The organism is Halovenus carboxidivorans (assembly GCF_009831575.1).
GTDB lineage: Archaea > Halobacteriota > Halobacteria > Halobacteriales > Haloarculaceae > Halovenus > Halovenus carboxidivorans.
This window is the reverse complement of the sequence record NZ_WUUT01000002.1, coordinates 20,388-40,977: the sequence shown is the minus strand read 5'-3', so window position 1 is coordinate 40,977 and position 20,590 is coordinate 20,388. Positions and strand designations below refer to the sequence as shown.

20 protein-coding genes are annotated in these 20,590 nt (G+C 66.0%); 15 read left to right on the top strand and 5 right to left on the bottom strand.

The genetic code is table 11. The annotated features are described in order from the left end of the window. Positions 1–25 precede the first annotated feature (25 nt). Positions 26–1,660, top strand: a complete 1,635-nt coding sequence (locus GRX03_RS05675; RefSeq protein ID WP_159763248.1) for a potassium channel family protein — start codon at positions 26–28, stop codon at positions 1,658–1,660. Here the strand turns inward: GRX03_RS05675 and GRX03_RS05670 are convergent, their stop codons facing one another. After that, positions 1,661–3,175: a TrkH family potassium uptake protein gene (locus GRX03_RS05670; RefSeq protein WP_159763247.1), complete on the bottom strand. Its 1,515-nt coding sequence runs from the start codon at positions 3,173–3,175 to the stop codon at positions 1,661–1,663. A gap of 10 nt (positions 3,176–3,185) precedes the next feature. Next, a complete protein-coding gene (gene trkA, locus GRX03_RS05665) occupies positions 3,186–4,523 on the bottom strand; it encodes a Trk system potassium transporter TrkA (protein ID WP_159763246.1) in 1,338 nt (445 codons plus the stop codon). A 296-nt stretch (positions 4,524–4,819) separates the two neighbouring features. Here trkA and GRX03_RS05660 point away from each other — a divergent pair, with 296 nt between their 5' ends. The 7 genes from GRX03_RS05660 (at position 4,820) to GRX03_RS05630 (ending at position 11,813) form a co-directional block, all read left to right on the top strand. Next, entirely contained in the window at positions 4,820–5,701 is an 882-nt protein-coding gene (locus GRX03_RS05660) for a bacteriorhodopsin (protein WP_159763245.1), read from the top strand. A 105-nt stretch (positions 5,702–5,806) separates the two neighbouring features. Then, a complete protein-coding gene (locus tag GRX03_RS05655; protein ID WP_159763244.1) occupies positions 5,807–7,804 on the top strand; it encodes a bacterio-opsin activator domain-containing protein in 1,998 nt (665 codons plus the stop codon). A 146-nt stretch (positions 7,805–7,950) separates the two neighbouring features. After that, positions 7,951–8,742 (top strand): lycopene cyclase domain-containing protein, encoded by a 792-nt coding sequence (locus GRX03_RS05650; protein WP_159763243.1) that lies wholly within the window; start codon positions 7,951–7,953, stop codon positions 8,740–8,742. Positions 8,743–8,779: 37 nt separating this feature from the next. Beyond that, on the top strand, positions 8,780–9,808 hold the full coding sequence (locus GRX03_RS05645; protein WP_159763242.1) for a Brp/Blh family beta-carotene 15,15'-dioxygenase: 1,029 nt from the start codon (positions 8,780–8,782) through the stop codon (positions 9,806–9,808). Positions 9,809–9,854: 46 nt separating this feature from the next. Then, on the top strand, positions 9,855–10,271 hold the full coding sequence (gene ribH / locus GRX03_RS05640; RefSeq protein WP_159763241.1) for a 6,7-dimethyl-8-ribityllumazine synthase: 417 nt from the start codon (positions 9,855–9,857) through the stop codon (positions 10,269–10,271). Next, positions 10,264–11,421: a pyridoxal phosphate-dependent aminotransferase gene (locus GRX03_RS05635; RefSeq protein WP_159763240.1), complete on the top strand. Its 1,158-nt coding sequence runs from the start codon at positions 10,264–10,266 to the stop codon at positions 11,419–11,421. The genes ribH and GRX03_RS05635 overlap by 8 nt, the downstream gene beginning before the upstream one ends. A 50-nt stretch (positions 11,422–11,471) precedes the next feature. Beyond that, the gene (locus GRX03_RS05630; RefSeq protein ID WP_159763239.1) at positions 11,472–11,813 is read left to right on the top strand and encodes a DUF7113 family protein; all 342 of its coding nucleotides are present in this window, start codon (positions 11,472–11,474) and stop codon (positions 11,811–11,813) included. Here GRX03_RS05630 and GRX03_RS05625 read toward each other — a convergent pair. Continuing rightward, entirely contained in the window at positions 11,810–12,079 is a 270-nt protein-coding gene (locus GRX03_RS05625; protein ID WP_159763238.1) for a DUF7577 domain-containing protein, read from the bottom strand. The two genes, GRX03_RS05630 and GRX03_RS05625, sit on opposite strands and share 4 nt — an antisense overlap. Before the next feature lie 94 nt (positions 12,080–12,173). Here GRX03_RS05625 and cofD point away from each other — a divergent pair, with 94 nt between their 5' ends. From cofD to GRX03_RS05595, 6 genes are all read left to right on the top strand, one after another. Beyond that, the gene (cofD, locus tag GRX03_RS05620) at positions 12,174–13,166 is read left to right on the top strand and encodes a 2-phospho-L-lactate transferase (RefSeq protein ID WP_159763237.1); all 993 of its coding nucleotides are present in this window, start codon (positions 12,174–12,176) and stop codon (positions 13,164–13,166) included. Continuing rightward, positions 13,166–13,939, top strand: coding sequence for a tRNA-dihydrouridine synthase (locus tag GRX03_RS05615; RefSeq protein ID WP_159763236.1), 774 nt, complete (start codon positions 13,166–13,168; stop codon positions 13,937–13,939). Before cofD ends, GRX03_RS05615 begins: the two co-directional genes overlap by 1 nt. Further along, complete coding sequence (locus tag GRX03_RS05610; protein WP_368278073.1) at positions 13,936–14,790, top strand: triphosphoribosyl-dephospho-CoA synthase; 855 nt, start codon at positions 13,936–13,938, stop codon at positions 14,788–14,790. Before GRX03_RS05615 ends, GRX03_RS05610 begins: the two co-directional genes overlap by 4 nt. 2 nt (positions 14,791–14,792) lie before the next feature. Continuing rightward, positions 14,793–15,362, top strand: a complete 570-nt coding sequence (locus GRX03_RS05605) for a DUF447 domain-containing protein (RefSeq protein ID WP_159763235.1) — start codon at positions 14,793–14,795, stop codon at positions 15,360–15,362. Between the two features lie 37 nt (positions 15,363–15,399). Then, entirely contained in the window at positions 15,400–16,167 is a 768-nt protein-coding gene (locus tag GRX03_RS05600) for a Nif3-like dinuclear metal center hexameric protein (protein ID WP_159763234.1), read from the top strand. Positions 16,168–16,340: 173 nt separating this feature from the next. Further along, positions 16,341–17,354, top strand: coding sequence for a deoxyhypusine synthase (locus tag GRX03_RS05595; protein ID WP_159763233.1), 1,014 nt, complete (start codon positions 16,341–16,343; stop codon positions 17,352–17,354). Positions 17,355–17,426: 72 nt separating this feature from the next. On the opposite strand, the gene GRX03_RS16880 is transcribed toward GRX03_RS05595, so the two are convergent. Next, complete coding sequence (locus GRX03_RS16880) at positions 17,427–17,561, bottom strand: hypothetical protein (RefSeq protein ID WP_267902766.1); 135 nt, start codon at positions 17,559–17,561, stop codon at positions 17,427–17,429. Between the two features lie 68 nt (positions 17,562–17,629). Next, positions 17,630–18,442 (bottom strand): SAM hydrolase/SAM-dependent halogenase family protein, encoded by an 813-nt coding sequence (locus GRX03_RS05590; RefSeq protein WP_159763232.1) that lies wholly within the window; start codon positions 18,440–18,442, stop codon positions 17,630–17,632. Between the two features lie 119 nt (positions 18,443–18,561). On the opposite strand from GRX03_RS05590, the gene GRX03_RS05585 reads away from it, so the two are divergent. Continuing rightward, positions 18,562–20,505, top strand: coding sequence for an acetate--CoA ligase (locus tag GRX03_RS05585; RefSeq protein ID WP_159763231.1), 1,944 nt, complete (start codon positions 18,562–18,564; stop codon positions 20,503–20,505). Positions 20,506–20,590 lie beyond the last annotated feature (85 nt).

Sequence of the window (20,590 nt, the reverse complement as noted above, 5' to 3'; positions counted from 1 at the left end):
TACCTCGTGACGGCATCCTGCCGGTATGGACAGCTGGAAACGCCGAGCGCTCGGCTATCTCGGATTCGTCGGGGTAGCGCTGCTGCTGACGACACTCGGCTACCAGTACGGGATGCGGACCTACGAGGGGGAGCCGAAGACGTTCATCGACTCCTTCCAGTTTGCCGTCGAGATGTTCACGACGACCGGCTTCGGTGGCGACGCACCTTGGAACAGCCCCGAGATGCAGCTGTATATCGCCGTGACGGATCTGCTCGGGATGGCGCTGCTCGTCGGGACGCTCCCCGTCTTCGTCGGTCCGGTGTTGGAGGAAGCGCTGTCGACCTCCGCACCCACGACCCTCGATGAGGATCTCGACGATCACGTCGTGATCTGCTCGTCTACCTCCCGCGCTCACGAACTGATCGACGAACTCGACTCACAGGACGTCCCGTACGTGATCGTCGAACCCGACCGGGAGCGCGCGGACGAACTCTCGGAGGACGGCCACCGCGTCGTACGAGCGGATCCGGAGTCGGCCGCCGGACTCCGGACCGCGCGGCTACCGGAGGCCCGAGCGCTGTTCGCGGACGTCTCCGATCAGGTCGACGCGAGTATCGTGCTGGCCGCCAAGGAGGTCGCAGCGGAGGTGCCGGTCGTCAGCGTCGTCGAGGAGCCGGACCGGGCGAAATACCACCGCCTGGCGGGAGCGGATCACGTGCTCTCCCCCCGGCGACTGCTCGGCCGGAGTCTCGCACAGAAGGTTACGACGGCACTGCGTTCGGAGGTCGACGAGGCCGTCGAGATCGACGGCGACCTCGAACTCGTCGAGGTGTCGATCCACCACGGAAGTGACCTGGCGGGTCTGACCCTGGCCGACAGCGGCATCCGGGAGCAGTCCGGGGTCAACGTGGTCGGGGCGTGGATGCGCGGGGAGTTCATCCCGTCGCCGACACCGGAGACGACCTTGCCCGCGGGGACGGTTCTGCTCGTCTCCGGTCGCCCGGACCAGCTCACGGATCTCGTGGAGATGACACAGTCGTCGGTCCGGGAGTTCCGAACCGGGAAGACGGTCGTCGTCGGCTACGGGGCCGTCGGTCAGACTGTCGCTGAAACGCTCTCCGACGCCGACATCGAACACACGGTAATCGACGTCGAAGAGGGTGCGTCCGTAGACGTGGTCGGGGACGCGACGGAGACGGACACGTTGGACGCGGCCGGCATCGAGGAGGCTCAGACCGCCGTGCTCGCGCTGCCCAACGACACGATGACGGAGTTCGCGACGCTCGTGATCCGCGATACAGCGCCGGAAACGGAGATCATCACTCGGGTCAACGACGACGCGAACGTCTCGAAGACCTACCGTGCGGGCGCTGACTACGTGCTCTCGCTCGCGACCGTGACCGGCCGACTCTCCTCGTCGTATCTGCTGGAGGACCACGACCGGATTTCGGTCGACCAACAGGTCGAGATCAGACGCCTCGAAGCTCCCGGTATCGTCGGGACGACGCTCGGTGCCGCCAACGTCCGGGAGCGGACCGGCTGTACCGTGATCGCGCTCGAACGCGGCGAGCAGACCCGGACCGAACTCGGACCCGAGACGGAGATCTCGCGGGGGGACGAACTGATCGTGGTCGGAACGAGCGAGGCGCTCCGGGAGTTCGAGCGCCAGTTCACCTGATCAGGAGGTCCAGAACGCCTTCGTGAACAGGACCAGCACGGGGATGATCTCGATCCGACCGATCCACATCAACAGGATCATCACGACTTTCGTGCTCGTCGGGAAGATGTCGTAGGTGCCGAACGGGCCGGCCGCGCCGAAGGCCGGACCGATGTTCAGAAACGTCGAGGCCGCCGCCCCCATCGCGTCGAACTCCGAGACGGTGAACCCGGAGATCCGCTGTGCGTCGACCACGATGAAAACGGTCAGGGCGAAAAAGATGACGAGGCTCAACAGCAGGTACGCGTAGATGTCTCGGATCGTCTCCTCGCCGATGGGATTGTCGGAGATGCGGACCGGGCGAACGGCCTCGGGGTGGATACTCGTGTACAGCGACCGTCGCAGCGACTTCAGCGCGACGAGCCACCGCAGCGACTTGATCGAGCAGGTCGTCGACCCGACCATGCCCCCGAGAAACATCCCCAGAAAGATCATGTGTTGGCCCGCCGCCGACCAGAGGGTGTAGTCGGTGCTGGCGTAGCCCGTCGTCGTGATTATCGAGGCGATGTTGAACAGCGCGTGTCGAACCGTCGCCTCGGCGGTGAACGTGATCGTGGGATCGACGGCCAGCGCACTCCCGACGATGGCGGTGAACACAGCGACCGAGCCGAGATAGAAGTGAAACTCCTCGCTGCGCAGCAGCCGCATCGGCTGCCCGTTGATGAACAGATACAGCAACACGAAGTTCGTCGATCCGACGAGCATGAACGGGATCATCGCCCACTGGACGACCGGCGCGAAAGCCCCGGCGCTGTCCGGTTCGGGGGAGAACCCGGCCGTTGCGACGGAGGTGAACCCGTGTGCGACAGCGTTGTACAGATCCATGTTCGGGGCGAGACCGACCAGCCCGAGCGAGAAGTAGACGAGGATCGCGAGGCCGGTGATCCCGACGTACAGTCCCCAGATGAGCCGCGCCGTCTCGGAGATTTTCGGCGTCAGCTTGTTCATGTCGTGGGTCTGTGTCTCGGTCTCCATCAGCTGTGCCCCACCGACGCCGACAGAGGAGAGCACCGCCGTCGCGAGGATCAGGATTCCCAGCCCGCCGAGCCACTGGATGAGCTGTCGCCACATCAGGATCGACCTGGAGTGCACCGAGAAGTCCTGAAACACCGTCCCGCCGGTCGTCGTCAGTCCGCTCATCGACTCGAAGAGCGCGTTGATCGGGCTGGCCGTCGTCCCGTTGCCGGCGACGACGAACGGAATCGCACCGACTGCGGCGACGAGAAACCAGATCAACGCGACCGCGAGAAATGCCTCCCGCGGCCCGAGATTCGTCTCCTCGTCGCCCAGCAGATCCATTCCGCCCCCGACGAGAAGTGTCGCCGCAATCGCCGCGGCGAAGGGGCCGATCGGATCGCCGTAGTAGACGGCGACCGCGAGCGGAAAGCAAAGCGGGACCGCCAGATAGGTGAGGACGGTCCCCGTCAAGTCCAGACTGGCATCCACGTCGACACGGATTCGAGGGGCTGAAACCATCAATACTGAGTTACGCAGCAGCCATTAGCTCGTCGGCGAACTCGCTTTCGACGAAGATGACGACCTTGTCGCCGGCCCGGATTTCGGTGTCCCCTCGCGGCGTGATCAACGAGCCTTCGCGGGTGATCGCACCGACGACGAACCGGCCGTCGAGTTCCGCGTCGAGTTCCCTGATCGTCTTGCCGGCCAGCGCGCTGTCGGCGTCGATCTGTAGTTCGAGCACCTCCGCCTGGTCGTTCTCCAACACCGCCAGGTTCTCGGCGACGTTCTCGAAACTGAACCGGGTGATGTCCTCCGCGGTAACGTCCCGGGGGTTGATCGCCACGTCGATGCCGACCTCCTCGAACAGCGTCACGTACTCCGTGTTGTCGACGACGGCGATGACACGCTTGACGCCGAGTCGCTTCGCGAGCACGGCGACTAACAGGTTGCGCTCGTCGGAGTTCATCGCGGCGATCATCACGTCTGACTCGTCGACGTGCTCGCGAGCGAGAAAGTCAGTGTCCGTCGCGTCGTGTTGCATGACGACGCTGTTGGGAAGCTCTTCGGCGAGTTCCCGCGCCCGGCCCTCATCGGCTTCGATCAGCCGTGGCTTCGTCGATTGCTCTTCGAGCAGCCGCGCGGTGTGGTAGCCGATTTCCGTCCCGCCGGCGATCACGACATCGTTGGTCTGTCTGGTCGTGTCGTCCGGGGCGATATCCGTCCCGAAGGCTCTGACACTCTCCGGACTCCCGATCACGACCGCGCGGTTACCGGTCTCGATCACGGTCTCACCGTCCGGGATGACGAGATCGTCCCCGCAGAACAGTCCCGCGAAGGTGAGCGAATCGAATCGGTCGGCCTCGGCGACGGTCTGGCCGGCGACGGGACTCCCCTCGACGACCTCGAACTCCGCCATGTGGACGAGGCCGCCGACGAACAGATCGAGATCGATCGCCGTCGGCAACCCGATCACGCGGACGATGTTCTCCGCCGTCAGCAGATCGGAGCAGACGACGTGATCCGCCCCGAAGGCACCGTGTTTGCGCTCCCAGGTGCGGAGGTACTCGATCGATTTGACCCGAGCGATGGTGAACGGCTCTCCGAGCGTCTTCGCCGTGCCACAGGCGACGAGATTCGTCCGGTCGTCGTCAGTGCAGGCGATGAACATGTCTGCCCCGTCGACCCCGGCGTCTTCCTGGGTTTCCAGCGAGGTTCCGTCGCCGGCAATCGCGAGCACATCGAGCTCGAATTTGAGCTGTTCGGCGCGGGTCTCGTCCTCTTCGATCACGACGACATCGTGGTCGCTAGAGAGATTCGCGGCGATCGAGGTCCCCACCTCCCCTGCACCGATGATCACAACGCGCATATCGCAACAATCCCCCCCGACTCACAAATGGCTTGCCCACTCGCCTCGCCGTGCTGTTCGAGCGTCACGCTGTCGCCTCGCTACGGCCGGAACTCGCGTCGAGCGCCTCGTCGCGAAAATGACGTTCAGTACTTGTTCTGATTATTATCGAACAAGTTACGCGAAGCTCCCGGCGAGTTTTCGCATTGTCCAGAACTTCCGGGAATTACTAAAACAGTGGCCGATTTCGCTCGCCCGTTTCCCTGACTAGTATGCACTTGCTTTCTTGCCTGACTCGGCCGAAAAGATAACTGGATATGACTGGCGCAGGCACACTCACGGCAGTTGTACTGAACGCGGCGGAGGGGCCGACACAGGCCGAACTGTTCGAACACGTCCTGAACGACCCGCTTCTGGGGAGTTCGATCTACGTCAACATCGCACTCGCGGGGCTGTCGCTGCTCCTGTTTGCGTTTCTCGCACGCGGGCTGACCGACCCTCGGGCGAAACTCATCGTCGTCTCGACGATGGCCGTCTCGGCGGTGTCGGTCGCGAGTTACACGGGGCTGGCCTCCGGCCTGACGATCGGCGTCGTCGAGATGCCGAGCGGGCACGCCCTCGCCGGTGCGACGACGGACCTGGCGGGCGGCGGCGGAACGTACGACGGGACGATCAGCCTGTGGGGACGGTATCTGACGTGGGCGTTCTCGACGCCGTTCATCCTGCTCGCGCTCGGGCTGATCGCGGGCTCGAACCTGACGAAAATCGTCACGGCGATCATCTTCGATGTCGGGATCATGATCACCGGTCTCGCGGCCGCACTGACGACTTCCTCGTATCTCATGCGGTGGGCGTGGTACGGAATTAGCTGTACCTTCTTCCTCGTGGTCGTCTACATTCTACTGGTGGAGTGGCCGGAAGACGCCAAACGCGCCGGGACCGAGGACATCTTCAACACGCTGAAGATCCTGACGGTCGTCCTGTGGTTCGGCTACACTGTCTGGTGGGCCATCGGCAACGAGGGGCTTGCCCTCATCGAGAACGTCGGGATCACCTCCTGGGGATACAGCGCGTTCGATATCGTCGCCAAGTACGGCTTCTCGCTTCTGGTGATTCGGTACGTCCTCAACAACGTCGAGACGATCAGCGCGGGTGAGGAGTACGGTATCACCGGCGACGGCGTTCCCGCTGACGACTAACTCTCCCTGTTTTTCGTAGCGTCGGCGCGGGCGCGTCGGTGCCTCGTTACCTGATTGTTGGGACCGTCCACAAAATTATATATGTACGCTCCTCCGGTTATGTGTGTGGTACGAGCACGAGTCTTGCTCGTCGACGACGGACCCGTCGACGAGACAGTGTCGGCACTCAGGGACCGGGAGTGCCGAGTCACGGCTGTCGAGTCTGTCTCTGACGCGCTGGTGAACCTGCGGAACAACAGGGTCGACATCGTCGTGACGGAGTATCAGCTCCCAGACGGCTCCGGTCTCGAACTGCTTGCCGAGATCAGGGAGAGCTACGAGACGTTGCCGGTCGTTCTGTACACGGCCCACGGCGACGAACACGTCGCCAGTGAGGCGATCGATGCGGGCGTGTCGTCGTACATCCCGAAAGACGAGCCTCCGACGGCGTCGCGACTGGCCGAGACGGTGTCCGAACTCACCATCGCGGACATCACCGGGGCGAAAAGCGACGATCTCCCGACGCCGACGACGGAGACGATCATTCGAGCGGTCGACGAAGCGCCGATCGGGATAACCATCTCCGATCCGTCGCTGCCGGACAACCCGATGGTCTACATCAACGAGGCCTACGAGGAACTGACCGGCTACGACGCCGAACTGGCGCTCGGGCGCAACTGCCGGTTTCTCCAGGGGCCGGACACCGAGGAGGAAGCGGTCGCGGAGATGCGCGAGGCGATCGAGGACCGGGAGTCAGTCGACGTGGAGGTCGTCAACTACCGCGAGGACGGGACGCCGTTCTGGAACCACGTCACGATTGCGCCGCTGTTCGATGACGACGGTAACCTGACCCACTACGTCGGCTTCCAGAACGACGTGACCGACCGGAAGGAGGCCGAGGCGGTGGCGACACAGCGGGCCGACTCGCTGCGCGAGGAGCGACAGGCCCTAGAGCGGGTCCTCGGCCGGATCAGCGGACTCGTCAACGAGACGAGCCAGATTCTGGTCAACTCCGGCACCCGCGCGGAGATCGAACGCGAGGTGTGCGCGGAGATCGCACAGACCGACGGCTACAGCCACGCCTGGATCGGCCAGTCGCGGGCGACCGGCGCCGGAACGACCGTCTCGGTCGACGAGACGGGACGAAACGGGGCGGTCGAGATGGAGGCGGTCGGCGAGTGGTCCGCGGCCATCTTCGAGGAGGCGATCGAACAGGGAACCGTCCAGGTCGTCTCCGGCGACGGGGATCTGCCCGCCTCGCTCGCCCCGTCGAACTACGACGCGAGCTCGATGGCGGTCGTTCCGCTGACCTACCGCCGGGCCACGTACGGCGTGCTCGCGGTCTACGCGGATCGCTCGGACGTTCTCGACCGCCGAGAGTGCAAGATCTTCGAGGCGCTCGGACAGATGATCGCGAGCGGCATCAACGCCGTCGAGACCAAGCAGGTGCTCACCGCGGACCGGGTGACGGAGCTGGGCTTCGAGATCACCGACGACTCGTTCCCGCTGATCGAGTTGGCACAGGTCTCCGAGGGCTCTGTCAGCTACAACGGGTCGACGCTGTCCGACGACAGCGTCCTCCGGGTCTTCGTCACGATGTCCGGCTGTGAAGCCGAGTTCGAGGAGATTCTCGCCCAGTGCGAGACGATCACCGATGGGTTCGTGATCGCCCAGCGCGAGGAGACGCTCGCCGCCTCGGTCGAGATCCGCGAGGGCGGCGTCTTCCGGGAACTCGCCGAGTACGGGGCGACCCTCCGTGACCTGTCGGTGTCCGCGAGCTCGAACACCGCACAACTGCATATCGATCTCCCGGTCGAAGGGGACGTGCGCTCGGTGCTCTCGGAGCTGGAATCGGTCTACGACGGAGTGAACCTGGTCCGACAGCACGAACGCGAGCGCGACCCCCGACCGACCGCGGAGTTCGTCGCCGCGGTCGCGGACCGGCTGACCGACCGACAGTACACCGCTCTGGAGACCGCCTATCTCAGCGATTACTTCGAGTTTCCTCGCCCGGTCTCCGGCGAGGAACTCGCCGCTTCGATGGATATCTCGCGACAGACCTACCACCAGCATCTCCGCGCGGCACAGCGGAAACTCCTCGAGGAGTTCTTCGAGACGGAGTGACCGCCTCCGGTACCTGACACGTATGCTGGCAGTGTTTTTATCTATCCCGTCCAAGCATTCAATGAGAACGTAATGAGCCGGAAGACGGCTCCACGGGCCCCGGCCGCAGACAGACAGTCCGGCCCACAGCTCGGGTGATCGCACATATGTCAACACTCACGTACTTAGAGTTTCACCTGCTTTTCGTGCTCCCACCGATGCTACTGCTCGGGGCGCTCGCGTACGCCCGCACGGACACGTGGTCAGGGCCGCGGCCGCTGAGCGGCCTGGCTATCCTGCTCTTTCTCGCGCTCGTGTACACGATTCCGTGGGACAACCTCCTGATCGCGGAGGGCGTCTGGTGGTACGGCGACGGGGCGACCAACGGGTACATCTGGCAGGCACCGATCGGCGAGTACCTGTTTTTCGTCTTCCAGCCCATCGTGGTCTGTCTGTGGCTGTTCCAGTTCCCGACGGTCGCGGACGTGTCGCTCGTCCGCATTCCGATCTGGCAACGCGGGCTGGGGGTGGCCGCCGGGTTGGTCGTCAGCGCCGTCGGCTACGCCATGCTCGGCGTCCAGTCGCTGTACTACCTGGGCGCGATCCTGTTCTGGTCCGGACCGATCCTCTCGATCCACTGGGGCTTCGGTTGGCCGTATCTCTGGCGGGTCAGGAAGACGCTTCTCGTCGGCATCACCGTCCCCACGCTGTATCTCTGTACCATCGACCGGCTCGCGATCGAGTGGGGGATCTGGATCCTCTCGGACGCTCACACGACGGGGATCACCGTGCTGGGGCTGCCGATCGAGGAGGGCGCTTTCTTCACTATGACGAGCATCTTCGCCGTCCAGACACTGCTGATGTACATGTGGCTGCTCGACCGCGTCGACCGGGGCGAACTGAAGGAGTGGAAGCTCGCGCTCACGAACCGCCAGCCGACGACGGATCTCGACGGCTGATGAGCCGCGAACCGACCGATCCGACGGGGGCCGACAGATGACGACACGCGTCCCGAGCGTGCGTGCCAGACGGGTGGCCGCGGCGTACTCGATCAGGCCGGGGTGGCTGGCGCTCGTCGCCGCTGCCGTCGTCGCCGTCGCCGTCGGCGAGATCCCGCTGTCCTACCAGTACGCGCCGCTGGTGGTCAGTGCCGTCCTGCTCGGCCTGCCCCACGGGGCTGTCGACCACCTCGTGATCGCCCGCCAGCGCGGGGAGGGACTCACCGTTCGGTGGCTGGCGCTCGTCGCCGGGATCTACGCCGTCTTCGGCGTCGCCTACGGGCTGGTCTGGTTTCGCTGGCCGGTCGCCGCGTTCGTCTTCTTCATCCTCATGACGTGGTTTCACTGGGGACAGGGCGAACTCTACCCGCTTTTGAACATCGTCGGGGCGACGTATCTGCGCGCGCCGAGCCAACAAGCGCTGACCGTGCTGGTACGCGGCGGCGCGCCGATGGCCGTCCCGCTCGTGGCCTTTCCCGACCAGTACGAGTTCGTCGCGACATCGCTCATCGGCCTGTTCGATCCCGGCGCGGCCGCGGCGCTCGCGCCGCTGTTCGAGCCCGGCCCCCGGACCGCCGTCGGCGTAGTCTACGGCACCGCGGTGGTCGTGACGATCCTACTGGGCTACGTTCGGGCCGGACAGCGACAGCCGTGGCTCGTCGACGCCGGCGAGATGGTGCTGCTGTCGGTGTTTTTCCTGGTCGTCCCGCCGATCCTGGCGGTGGGCGTCTACTTCTGTTTCTGGCACTCGCTGCGGCACATCATCAGGACCGTCATGCTACACGACCGCTCGACGACGGCGCTGGACCGGGCCGACATCGCTCCGGTCGCCCGGCAGTTCGCCCGCGACGCCGCGCCGATGACCGCGGGCGCGCTCGTCTTTCTCGGCCTGCTGTACCTGCTCGTTCCCCGGGAGCCGGGTGATCTCTCCGGGCTGGTGGCGCTGTATCTCGTGTTGATCGCGGTGTTGACGCTGCCTCACGTCGTGATCGTCAGCTGGCTGGACCGCGAACAGTCGGTGTTCTGAGCCCGGAAACGGTAGTTCTTTTAGGGCACACACCCGGTTTTGGAACATGGTACGCCTCGGGCTGGTGGTCGCGCAGTTCAACAAAGATCGACCGATCACGGAGGAGATGGCAGAGCGAGCCCGCGAGGCCGCGGCCGAGCACGGCGCGGAGATCGTCGAGACCATCGACGTGCCGGGCTCGTACGACACGCCGCTGGCGGCGGATCGGCTGGCGCGCCGGGACGATATCGACGCCGTGGCAGTCGTCGGCGCGATCATCACCGGCGACACCGATCACGATCGGGTGATCGCCGACGCCGCCGCACAGGGCTTGACTGACGTCAGCCTCGACCGCGATACGCCCGTTACGCTGGGCATCACCGGTCCGGGGATGAGCCAAGACGAGGCCGTCGCCCGCATCGACTACGGCGCGACCGCCGTCGAGAGCGCAATCGATCTCGCTTCCGAACTCAACAATGACTGAGTACGACTTCACAGACCGCGTCGAACGTGTATCGCCGAGCGCAACGCTCGCTATCAGCAACAAGGCCGCCGAACTCGAAGCCGACGGCGTCGACGTCGTCGATCTGAGTGTCGGCGAGCCCGACTTCGACACCCCGCAGAACATCAAAGACGCCGCCGAGAAGGCCCTGGAGGCGGGCGAGACCGGCTACACCCCCTCCTCGGGGATCCCCGGGCTGAAAGACGCGATCGCCGACAAACTCGCCGCCGACGGGCTCGACCAGTACGGCCCCGAGAACATCATGGTCACGCCCGGCGGCAAGCAGGCGCTGTTCGAGCTGTTCCAGACGCTGACCCAGGAGGGCGACGAGGTCGTCCTGCTGGATCCGGCGTGGGTCTCCTACGAGGCGATGGCGAAAATCGCCGGCGCGGATCTCGAACGCGTCGACACCGCCGCACACGACTTCCAGCTCGAACCGGCGCTCGACGATCTCGCGGAGACGGTCTCCGACGAGACCGATCTGCTCGTCGTCAACTCGCCGGGCAACCCCCACGGTGCGGTCTACTCCGACGCCGCTCTCGAAGGCGTCCGGGATCTGGCCGTCGAGCACGACTTTCTCGTGATCTCGGACGAGATCTACAAGGAGATCACCTACGACGACGTCGAGGTGACGAGCCTCGGCGCCCTCGACGGGATGGAAGACCGGACGCTCACGCTGAACGGCTTCTCGAAGGCCTACGCGATGACCGGCTGGCGGCTGGGCTATTTCGCCGCCCCCGAATCGGTCGTCGATCAGGCAGGGAAGGTCCACGGCCACTCGGTCTCCTGTGCGACGAACTTCGTCCAGCACGCCGGTATCGAGGCCCTGGAGAACACCGACGAAGCGGTCGAGGAGATGTGCGAGGCATTCGAGGAACGTCGGGACTTCCTCGTCGAGGAGTTCGAGTCCCGCGGGGTCGAGGTCTCCGAGCCGAAAGGCGCCTTCTACATGATGCTGCCCGTCGACGACGACGATCAGGCCTGGTGTGACGCCGCGATCAGTGACGCACACGTCGCCACCGTTCCGGGCAGCGCCTTCGGCACGCCCGGCTACGCCCGCATCTCCTACGCCAACAGCAAGGAACGCCTACAGGAAGCCATCGACCGCCTCGAAGCCGAGGACCTGCTGTAAGCTCCGAGCCGAACGGACGACTTTTTGCCCGCGACAGCCTACCGCCAGCTATGTTACTTGTCCGCGGTTGGGCCGGCGACAGCGCGCTGACGGGGACGATATTCGAGGAGGGCGAGTCCGCCCCGGAGTACAGCGGCTCGCCGGACACGGACGCCCCCTACGTCTGGATCTGTGACGAGTTCTACGAGGTCGAAAGCGGCGGGAGCACGCAGACAATCGACGGTCGGGAGCTACAGGTCGCCTTCGAGTCGCCGATGCCCCGGGGGTTCGAGGACCGCGAGGAGGCGCTTTCGGCCGCCAAGGAACATCTCAGAACGCAGTTCGTCCGCCTCGGCGTCGACCGCGAGGATGTCGAGATCGAAGTCCTCGACGAGGACGAGAACCCGATCTAGAGCCTGCTCGCACACTCGCTGCAGTATCTGAAGCCGGGCTCGTTGACCGTCTGGCAGTTCGGACAGGTGCGTCTCCCCGCTCTCTCGTCCTGTGCCGGACGCTCTGGTTCCGGGTGTCCCTCCCGCTCTGGCTCGGCCGGTGTCGGCTCGTCAGCTGTCTGGCGTTCGATTGCCTCTCGGAGGATGTTCCGGAGGACGTACAGTCCGAGTCCGAGCCCGACGAATCCGGCTGCGAGCGCGATGAGCAGCCAGAGTTGGCCGTACATAGTGGTGTTTGGTACCGAGACTCACTAAATGTTCTGTCGACCCGAGGCGGCCGATGCTCGAAAGCTTTCTCAACTGGAGGGACCAACCACGGGTATGGTTACGTTTCTCTCCGGCGGCACCGGGACGCCGAAACTGCTCGCCGGGGCGGACGAGGTGTTCGAGCCGTCCGGGACGACCGTCGTCGCCAACACCGGCGACGACGTCGAGCTCGGCGGCTTTCTCGTCTGTCCGGATCTCGACACCGTGCTCTTTCTCGGCGGGGACGAACTCGACCGGGAGACGTGGTGGGGCATCGACGGCGACAGCGCCGAGACACACGAGCACCTGCAGGAGATAGCCGAGACCGCCGGCTTCGACTCCGGGCCGCGGTATCTCGACAGCGAGGCACAGACCGCCGGCCGGCGGATCGCCCGGTGGCGGCGGTTCTCCGCCGTCGCGGAGTTCATGTACATCGGGGACCGGGACCGCGCGGTCCATCTCACGCGGTCGAGCCTGCTCGACGAGGGTCACACGCTGACGGAGGTGACGGAGACGTTGGCCGATGCCTTCGACGTGCCCTGGCGAGTGCTCCCGATGAGTGACGACCCGGTGGCGACGCTGATCCACACGCCCGAGGGGATGATGCACTTCCAGGAGTTCTGGGTCGCCCGCGACGGCGAACCGACGATCGAATCCGTCGAGTTCCGCGGCGCGGCGGACGCCTCAGTGACGGACGCCGTCGTCGACGCGCTGACCGATCCGGTCGTGATCGGGCCGTCGAACCCCATCACGAGCATCGGGCCGCTCGCGGCAATCGAGGAGATCCACACGGCGCTGGCCGAGACGACCGTCGTCGCGGTCTCTCCGTTCGTCGAGGACCAGGTCTTCTCCGGCCCGGCGGCGGAGCTGATGGCCGCCGAAGGGTACGAGCCCTCGACGGCGGGCGTCGCGGAGGCGTATCCGTTCGTCGACGCGTTCGTACTCGACAGCGCCGACGGGACGGAACTCGACCGTCCGGTCGTCCGGACCGACACAGAGATGGAGACCGACGACGACGCCGCGCGGGTCGCCCGCGCGGTCGATCAGGCCCTCGCGGAGGTGCTGTGATGGCCGAGTCGGACCGACAGCCGGCGTTCGACCCGCCGGTCGCGCTTGCCAGCCTGAGCGGCAAAGCGGACGCCGAGTGGGCCAAACACGGTGCGGAGTACGTCGGCGCGGCGTTTCTCGGCGGGATCGCCCTCGACGGACCGACCAGAGCGGCCGCTCGGGACCTCGTGGATCGGGACCGGACGGAGTTTCTCCCGCCGGATCCCGTCTCGTTCGTCGACGACCAACTCGCCGCGCTCGACGCGGCTCCGTTGCGAGGGGGGTTCAACGTCAGAACGACGGCTCTCGATCCGCTCGCCCGGGCCGCGTCAGTCTGCGCCGACCACGGGGCTATCGTCGAGATCAACGCCCACTGTCGCCAGGAGGAGATGTGTGCCGCCGGCGCGGGCGAGACGCTGCTTCGGGACGAACAGCGACTGACGGAACAGGTCCGGACGGCGGCCGAGACCGGCGCGGCTGTCAGCGTCAAAGTTCGGGCCGAGGTTTCTGGCGTCTCGCTGCCGGATCTCGCCCCGGCGCTCGAAGCGGCCGGCGCGGAGTACCTCCACGTCGACGCGATGGACTCCGAGCCAGTCATTGCAGACCTCGCAGACGCGACCTCGGCGACGATCATCGCGAACAACGAGGTGCGAGGGCGCGAATCCGTCGAGGAGTATCTCTCCTACGGGGCCGACGCGGTCAGTGTCGGGCGACCGAGTGACGACCCGCGGGTCCTCGGGCGGGTTCGTGACGCCGCGGAGGCGTGGTTCGAGGAGGTGGAACTCCGGCCGTGAGGTCGATCGCCGACAACGCCCAACTCGCGCTGTTGCTCGAGGTGTCGAGCACGCCGAAACCGGGCAACGTCGACCGCGAGCACGAGTACGCGGACCTCCGGTTCGAGCACTTCGTGACCGGCGCGGTGGGGGCGCGCGAGGGCCTCGAACGCGCGGCCGAGGGCGGGCCGGTCGGAGCGGCCTTCGAGCGGGCAATCGCGGGGATGAGCCGCCAGTCCGGCGGCAACACGCAGTTCGGGGCGATCCTGCTGCTCACGCCGCTGGTCGTCGCTGCGGCCCGAACCCGGGCGGAGACGGGGGCGCGAACCGTCACTCCCGAGGCGGCGGGTGAGGTCGTCAGCGAGACGACTGTCGACGACGCCGTCGGCTTCTACCGCGCCTTCGAGCACGTGAGCGTGGCCGTCGACGAACCGCCGGAGGAGCTTGCGGCACCGGACGTGCGCCGCGGCGCCGCGGCCGAACCCGCGCTCCGGGAGGCGGGGCTCACTCTCGAAGACGTGATGGCCGACAGCGCTGAGATCGACGGGCTAGCCGCGGAGTTCGTCGGTGGCTTCGAGCGGACCTTCGAGACCGCGCGCCGGATCAGAGACCGAGACGGCCCCGTCACCGACCGCGCGGCGAGGGTCTTCCTCGAACTGCTGGCCGAAGAGATCGATACGTTCGTCGTCACGCAACACGACCGCGAGACGGCCCGCGAGGTGAAACGGCGGGCGGCGGCCGCCCTCGACGGCGAGGAGACCCCGGAGGATCTGGCCGCGGAGTTCGTCGACCGTGGGATCAATCCCGGGACGACGGCGGATCTCATCGCTGGCGGATTCTTCGTGGCGCTGGAACGGGGTCTGGAGGTGTGACCATGGGTACGTGGCCGGTCGAACTCGTCGGCGTGACCGAGACGCTCGTGACGACGCCCGGACCGAACGACCGCTGGAACGTCGCCGCGCTCGGCGTTCACGCGCCCGAAGAGGGCGGAGCGCCGACCGCACGCACGTGGGGACGTACTCGCACCTGGCGAAACTTCCGCGAGCGCGGCCAGGGGTACGTCCAGTTCACGACCGATCCGGTGCGGTTCGCGGAGGCCGCACTGACCGTCACAGAAATCGACAGTCCCGTGCTTGACGACGCCAAGGGGTGGGTGCAGGTACGCCCCGAGCGTCTCGACAGCGGCTCTGACGGCGGGACGGAGTGGGTCGACTGGCGGCTCCCGGCCGAGCGGTCCGCCGTCGAGTCCCGGGTGGTCCCGACGTTCTCGCGGGCGTACGGGGCCGTCGTCGAGGCGACCGTCGCCGCGTCCCGCCTCGGCGTCGAGGGGTACGACAGCGAGCGACTGCGGGAGCGCATCGCGTACTTCGAGGATGTCGTCGAGCGTTGCGGTGGTCCGCGACACGAGAGGGCGTTCGACGTGGTTCGTGACGCAGTGGAGTAACCGAACGCATACGTGGCTCCCGACCGATCCGGCGAGTATGGACACACAGGAGTTCGCTGACCGCCTCAACGAACGGCTGGACGTCGAGGCGTACGCCGGCACGGACGCCAGCGCAAACGGCCTCCAGATCGGCCCCGACGACCGAGTGGTCGACCGGGCAGCGTTCGCCGTCGACGGCGCCGTCGAGACGATCGAGCGCGCGGCCGACCGAGACGCGGACGTGCTGGTCGTCCACCACGGCATCTCGTGGGGCGGCATCGAGCGCGTCACCGGCAGACAGTACGACCGCATCAGCGCCGCAATCGACAACGACGTCGCGCTGTACGCGGCACACCTCCCGCTGGACGGTCATCAGGAACTGGGAAATGCCGCCGGTATCGCGGACCTGCTCGGCCTCTCCGACCGGGAGCCGTTCGGCACCCACGGCGGCGAGTACATCGGCCAGCGAGGGCGGTTTTCGGAGTCGAAACCGCTCTCGGAGATCACGGAGATGCTCTCGGCGGAACTGGACACTGCCGATCAAGAGGTACGGGCGCTCGAATTCGGACCCAGCGAGATCCGAGACGTGGCGGTCGTCACCGGCAGCGGCGTCGACTGGCTGGACGAGGCCCTCGATGTCGGTGCCGATCTGTTGCTCACCGGTGAGGGCAAACAGAACGTCTACCACGAAGCCAGGGAGTCGGGGATCAACGTCGTGCTCGGCGGCCACTACGCGACGGAGACCTTCGGGGTCCGCGCGCTCCGGAATCTCGTCGCCGACTGGGATATCGAAACGGCGTTTATCGACCACCCGACGGGTCTGTAACGCCGACGCTCCCACGCCGGATCCGGCGTCTCCGCTCTCGACTCCTCGATTCGGTTATCGGTGTCGCAGACGCGGGGGTATCCGAAGCTACGAGGCCAGAAGCGGCACGCTCGCCCGCGGCAGTCGGGGCGCAACCGAGCAGTTGAAACCTCCGGCCACGACAGAGATAGACAATGACCGAGGACGATTCCGACGACCACCCCGAGCGCGAGGAGTTCGAGCACGATCCGATCGGCCACGCCGACGTCGACGGGGCGATGACCGTCGACGAACTGATCGACCAGTACGGCCACGCCGGCATCGGCGCGGCCCAGATCAACGAGGCCGTCGACATCTACGCGGAGATGCTCTCCGGCGACGTGACCAACGTGTTCGGGCTGGCGGGCGCGATGGTCCCCTCGGGGATGCGACAGATCGTGGCCGATCTGATCCGGGACGGCCACATCGACGCTTTAGTCACGACGGGCGCGAACCTCACCCACGACACCATCGAGGCCATCGGTGGCAAGCACCACCACGGCGAACTCGGGGAGTCACAGATCGATACGACGGAGTACGACGAACAGCTCCGCGACGAGGGGGTCGACCGGATCTACAACGTCTATCTCCCGCAGGAGCACTTCGCGCTGTTCGAGGAGCACCTCCGCGAGGAGGTGTTCCCGCCTCTGGAGTCGGAGGGCGTCGTCAGCATCCAGCGCTTCACCGAACAGCTCGGGAAGGCCAACAGCGAGATCAACGACAGCGAGGACATCGAGGAAGGGGTCGGCATCGCCGCCGCGGCCTACGAACACGACGTACCGGTCTACTGCCCCGCGGTGCAGGACTCCGTGCTCGGCCTCCAGGCGTGGATGTACAGCCAGACCTCCGAGTTTTCGCTCGACGCGCTCTCGGACATGACGGGGCTGAACGACGTGGCCTACGAGGCCGACCAGGCGGGGGCGATGATCGTCGGCGGCGGCGTCCCGAAAAACTACGTCCTGCAGACGATGCTCGTCGTGCCCGGAGCGTACGACTACGCCGTTCAACTGACGATGGATCCCCCACAGACGGGCGGCCTCTCCGGCGCGACGCTGGACGAGGCCCGCTCGTGGGGGAAACTGGAGAAGTCGGCGCGAAACGTCTCCGTCTACGCCGACGCGACGATCACGCTGCCGCTGGTCGTCGCCGGTGCTCGGAGTCGGCTGTGAGTGTCGACGGTACAGCCGACGCTGTGGCCGGCGTGAAACTGAACTCCGGTACCTGAGACGAAAAACGAGACCTTATACGTCGCCCATCTCCACAATCGAGCAGTCGTGACCCGTGTCGTCGATGTGAGTCTCCGCTCGGGACTCCGCCGCGACGCGGGAGGGGTGGAAGCCGATCTTACCGCAACTTTCGCACATGATCTCGTACATGCAACCGTATCCAATCGACGTAGACTATTAATCATTATGGTTCTCGCAAGTACGACGCAACTACTCACTCACGACCGACTCCCCAGCGCGAAATGTACATCATCGCCCGCGTCCAGGCCGAACGCGTCGGTTCCCCGCCCCTGGTTGACCGCCAACTCGAGGTTCCCGTGGCTCCCGACCGTGACCAGTCGCTGTCCGGCCTCGACGTGCGCGTACGACCGCGCGAGCGGGGCGGTCTCGTCGTTGACCTGGATCGCGCCGCCGAACGCGCCGTCGACGAACGACGCCGGGACGTTACTGATGGCGTTCCCGAAGTCGTCGACCGCGAGAATCGTGCCGGTCGCTGCGCTCTCCGAGACGACCGGCTCCGGGAACCGGAGCGACTCGTACCCGTCGTGTCTGGTGAACGCGTCGTCGTCGTCCAGTCCGTCGGTCCCGATCTCGTGGACGCGCGCGGCGGTCGGCGCGAACACGTCCCGGCCGTGAAAGGTCGAACTCGCGAGCCGCGGCGGCCAGTGGGTTCTGTCGGTCCCCTCGGCGGTCTCGTCGCGGGTCTCGACGCGGAAGATCTCGACGCTCTCGCCGCCGAGTGCCCGAGCGGCCGGCAGCAGGACGCCGTTGTCGGGGCCGACCAGCGCGTGTCCCCCGGCCCGGATCACGACGGCGTCGCGGTCGGTCCCGACGCCGGGGTCGATCACCGCGAGATGGACCGCCGGCGGGAAATACGGCAGCGTCTCGCGCAGCCAGAACGCGCTCTGGCGGAGGTCCTGCCGCGGGAGGTCGTGGCTCACGTCGATCAGCCGAGCGTCGGTCCACTGGCTGATGACGCCTTTCATCGCGGCCGGATACGGCGAGCCGAAGTCCGAACTCAGCGTGATCATCGGCCGATAGTTCGTGCTCGGGTGACAAAACCGCCGCGGCTCGCGGAAGCCAGTATCAGACAGTTCAAATGTGTGCCAACGCTTATACAGGGGAAGCCGTAGTTTTCGCATACGAACAGATGCTTGGCGGTGAGGAGTTCGAGATCGAAACCGAGGAGTTGCCCGCGGATCGGGTCGCAGTCCCGGAGTCGTTCGCCGAGCAAGCGAACGTTACCCCGGGACAGCTACGCCGGTTCACCGAGGAGGGCGTCGACGCGTGGGAGATGGCCGGTGATCTCCTTACGTGGGACCGTCCGTACCGGACAGTGTTCGACGCCGAAGCCTGTGACTGGTTTCCAGACGGCCAGCTAAACGCCTCTGTCAACTGTCTGGATCGCCATCTCGACGAGCGCAAGAACCAGCGCGCGCTGGTCTGGGAGGGGCAACTCGGCGAGACTCGAACCGACACGTACCTCGAACTCTCCCGGAAGGTGAACGCCGTCGCCGCCGGGCTTCGAGAACTCGGCGTCGAGGAGGGCGACGTGGTGACGCTGCATATGCCCGTCATCCCCGAACTCCTCGTGACGATGCTCGCCTGTGCCCGGATCGGCGCCGTCCACGCTGTCGTCTACGCCGGTTTCTCGGCGGAGGCGCTGGCGACGCGGATGGCGGAGTCGAACTCGTCGTATCTCGTCGTCAGTGACGGTTACTACCGCCGCGGTGACGCCGTCTCGCTGACCAACCGCGCGGAGACGGTCCGCGCCGGACTCGATCAGGACGTGACGACGGTCGTCGTCGACCGCCTCGGCGACAACCACCAGTACCCCCTCGGCGCGGACGAACACCAGTACCGACGGCTGCTTGCCGACCACCGCGGCGAGACGGTCGATCCCGTCCCCCGAGACGCGACCGACGAACTCTTTTTGATTTACACGTCGGGGACGACCGGCGAACCGAAACGCGTGACCCACACGACGGGTGGGTATCTCGCACACACCGCCTGGACGAGTCACGCCGTTCTGGACATCGAGCCCAGTGACACCTACCTCTGCACCGCGGACCTCGGCTGGATCACCGGCCACTCGTACATCGTCTACGGCCCGCTCGCGCTGGGGACGACGGTCCTGCTGCGGGAGGGCGAGGCTGACCAGCCGCCGCGGACGAAACTCTGGGAACTGATCGAGAAACACGCCGTCGACATCCTCTACACCTCGCCGACGGCGATCCGCACGTTCATGAAGTGGGGCGAGGAGTATCCCGAGGAGTACGACCTCTCCAGCCTGCGCCTGCTGGGGACCGTCGGCGAACCGATCAACCCGGACGTCTGGCAGTGGCTGTACGAACACGTCGGCGGCGGGGAGTGCCCGGTCGTCGACACCTGGTGGCAGACCGAAACCGGCGGCCACCTGATCACCACCATCCCCGGTGTCGACGAGATGCAACCCGGCACCGCGGGACCGGCCCTCCCCGGCATCGAGGCGACTGTCGTCGACGAAACCGGGGCGGAAGTCGATCCGAACACCGGCGGCTACCTCGCAATCGAGACGCCCTGGCCCGGGATGCCCCGGGAACTCTCCGAGGAGACGCGGTGGGCCGAGACCAGCGGCGTGCTCCCGGACTCGGAGTGGGCGTACATGACCGGCGACGGCGCTGTCGTCGACGACGAGGGGTACGTCACGATTCTCGGCCGCGTCGACGACGTGATTAACGTCTCGGGGCGGCGATACGGGACGCTGGAACTCGAATCCGTGATCGTCGGCGTCGAGGGCATCGCAGAGGCGGCAGTTGTCAGCGGCTACGACGGCCGGGACCAGGGCATCTACGCCTACGCCAACCCCGACACGGACGCCGCCGACGAACTGGCGCTTCGGGAGGCGATCTATCAGGCCGTGGAAACACAGATCGGCTCGTTCGCCCGGCCGGATCGGATCGTCTTCACCCCGGAGCTTCCGAAGACCAGTTCCGGGAAGATCATGCGACGGCTCCTGTCCGATATCGCTCACGGCAACGAACTCGGTGACACGAGCGCGCTGCGAAATCCCGAAGTCGTCGGAGAGATCGAATCCGCCACCCAGAGTGACTGACTATCTCGTGCTCCGTTTCGGTAATGTTTAGAGAAGCGAAACACTGCCGCCGTCTGTGAGATCACCTCGCGGAGTTTCGGGAACA

Bases quoted from the DNA above. Each gene is read 5' to 3' on its own strand.
- GRX03_RS05675 (WP_159763248.1), top strand. From the start codon at position 26: ATGGACAGCTGGAAACGCCGAGCGCTCGGCTATCTCGGATTCGTCGGG.
- GRX03_RS05670 (WP_159763247.1), bottom strand. From the start codon at position 3,175: ATGGTTTCAGCCCCTCGAATCCGTGTCGACGTGGATGCCAGTCTGGAC.
- trkA (WP_159763246.1), bottom strand. From the start codon at position 4,523: ATGCGCGTTGTGATCATCGGTGCAGGGGAGGTGGGGACCTCGATCGCC.
- GRX03_RS05660 (WP_159763245.1), top strand. From the start codon at position 4,820: ATGACTGGCGCAGGCACACTCACGGCAGTTGTACTGAACGCGGCGGAG.
- GRX03_RS05650 (WP_159763243.1), top strand. From the start codon at position 7,951: ATGTCAACACTCACGTACTTAGAGTTTCACCTGCTTTTCGTGCTCCCA.
- GRX03_RS05645 (WP_159763242.1), top strand. From the start codon at position 8,780: ATGACGACACGCGTCCCGAGCGTGCGTGCCAGACGGGTGGCCGCGGCG.
- ribH (WP_159763241.1), top strand. From the start codon at position 9,855: ATGGTACGCCTCGGGCTGGTGGTCGCGCAGTTCAACAAAGATCGACCG.
- GRX03_RS05635 (WP_159763240.1), top strand. From the start codon at position 10,264: ATGACTGAGTACGACTTCACAGACCGCGTCGAACGTGTATCGCCGAGC.
- GRX03_RS05630 (WP_159763239.1), top strand. From the start codon at position 11,472: ATGTTACTTGTCCGCGGTTGGGCCGGCGACAGCGCGCTGACGGGGACG.
- GRX03_RS05625 (WP_159763238.1), bottom strand. From the start codon at position 12,079: ATGTACGGCCAACTCTGGCTGCTCATCGCGCTCGCAGCCGGATTCGTC.
- cofD (WP_159763237.1), top strand. From the start codon at position 12,174: ATGGTTACGTTTCTCTCCGGCGGCACCGGGACGCCGAAACTGCTCGCC.
- GRX03_RS05615 (WP_159763236.1), top strand. From the start codon at position 13,166: ATGGCCGAGTCGGACCGACAGCCGGCGTTCGACCCGCCGGTCGCGCTT.
- GRX03_RS05605 (WP_159763235.1), top strand. From the start codon at position 14,793: ATGGGTACGTGGCCGGTCGAACTCGTCGGCGTGACCGAGACGCTCGTG.
- GRX03_RS05600 (WP_159763234.1), top strand. From the start codon at position 15,400: ATGGACACACAGGAGTTCGCTGACCGCCTCAACGAACGGCTGGACGTC.
- GRX03_RS05595 (WP_159763233.1), top strand. From the start codon at position 16,341: ATGACCGAGGACGATTCCGACGACCACCCCGAGCGCGAGGAGTTCGAG.
- GRX03_RS16880 (WP_267902766.1), bottom strand. From the start codon at position 17,561: ATGTACGAGATCATGTGCGAAAGTTGCGGTAAGATCGGCTTCCACCCC.
- GRX03_RS05590 (WP_159763232.1), bottom strand. From the start codon at position 18,442: ATGATCACGCTGAGTTCGGACTTCGGCTCGCCGTATCCGGCCGCGATG.
- GRX03_RS05585 (WP_159763231.1), top strand. From the start codon at position 18,562: ATGCTTGGCGGTGAGGAGTTCGAGATCGAAACCGAGGAGTTGCCCGCG.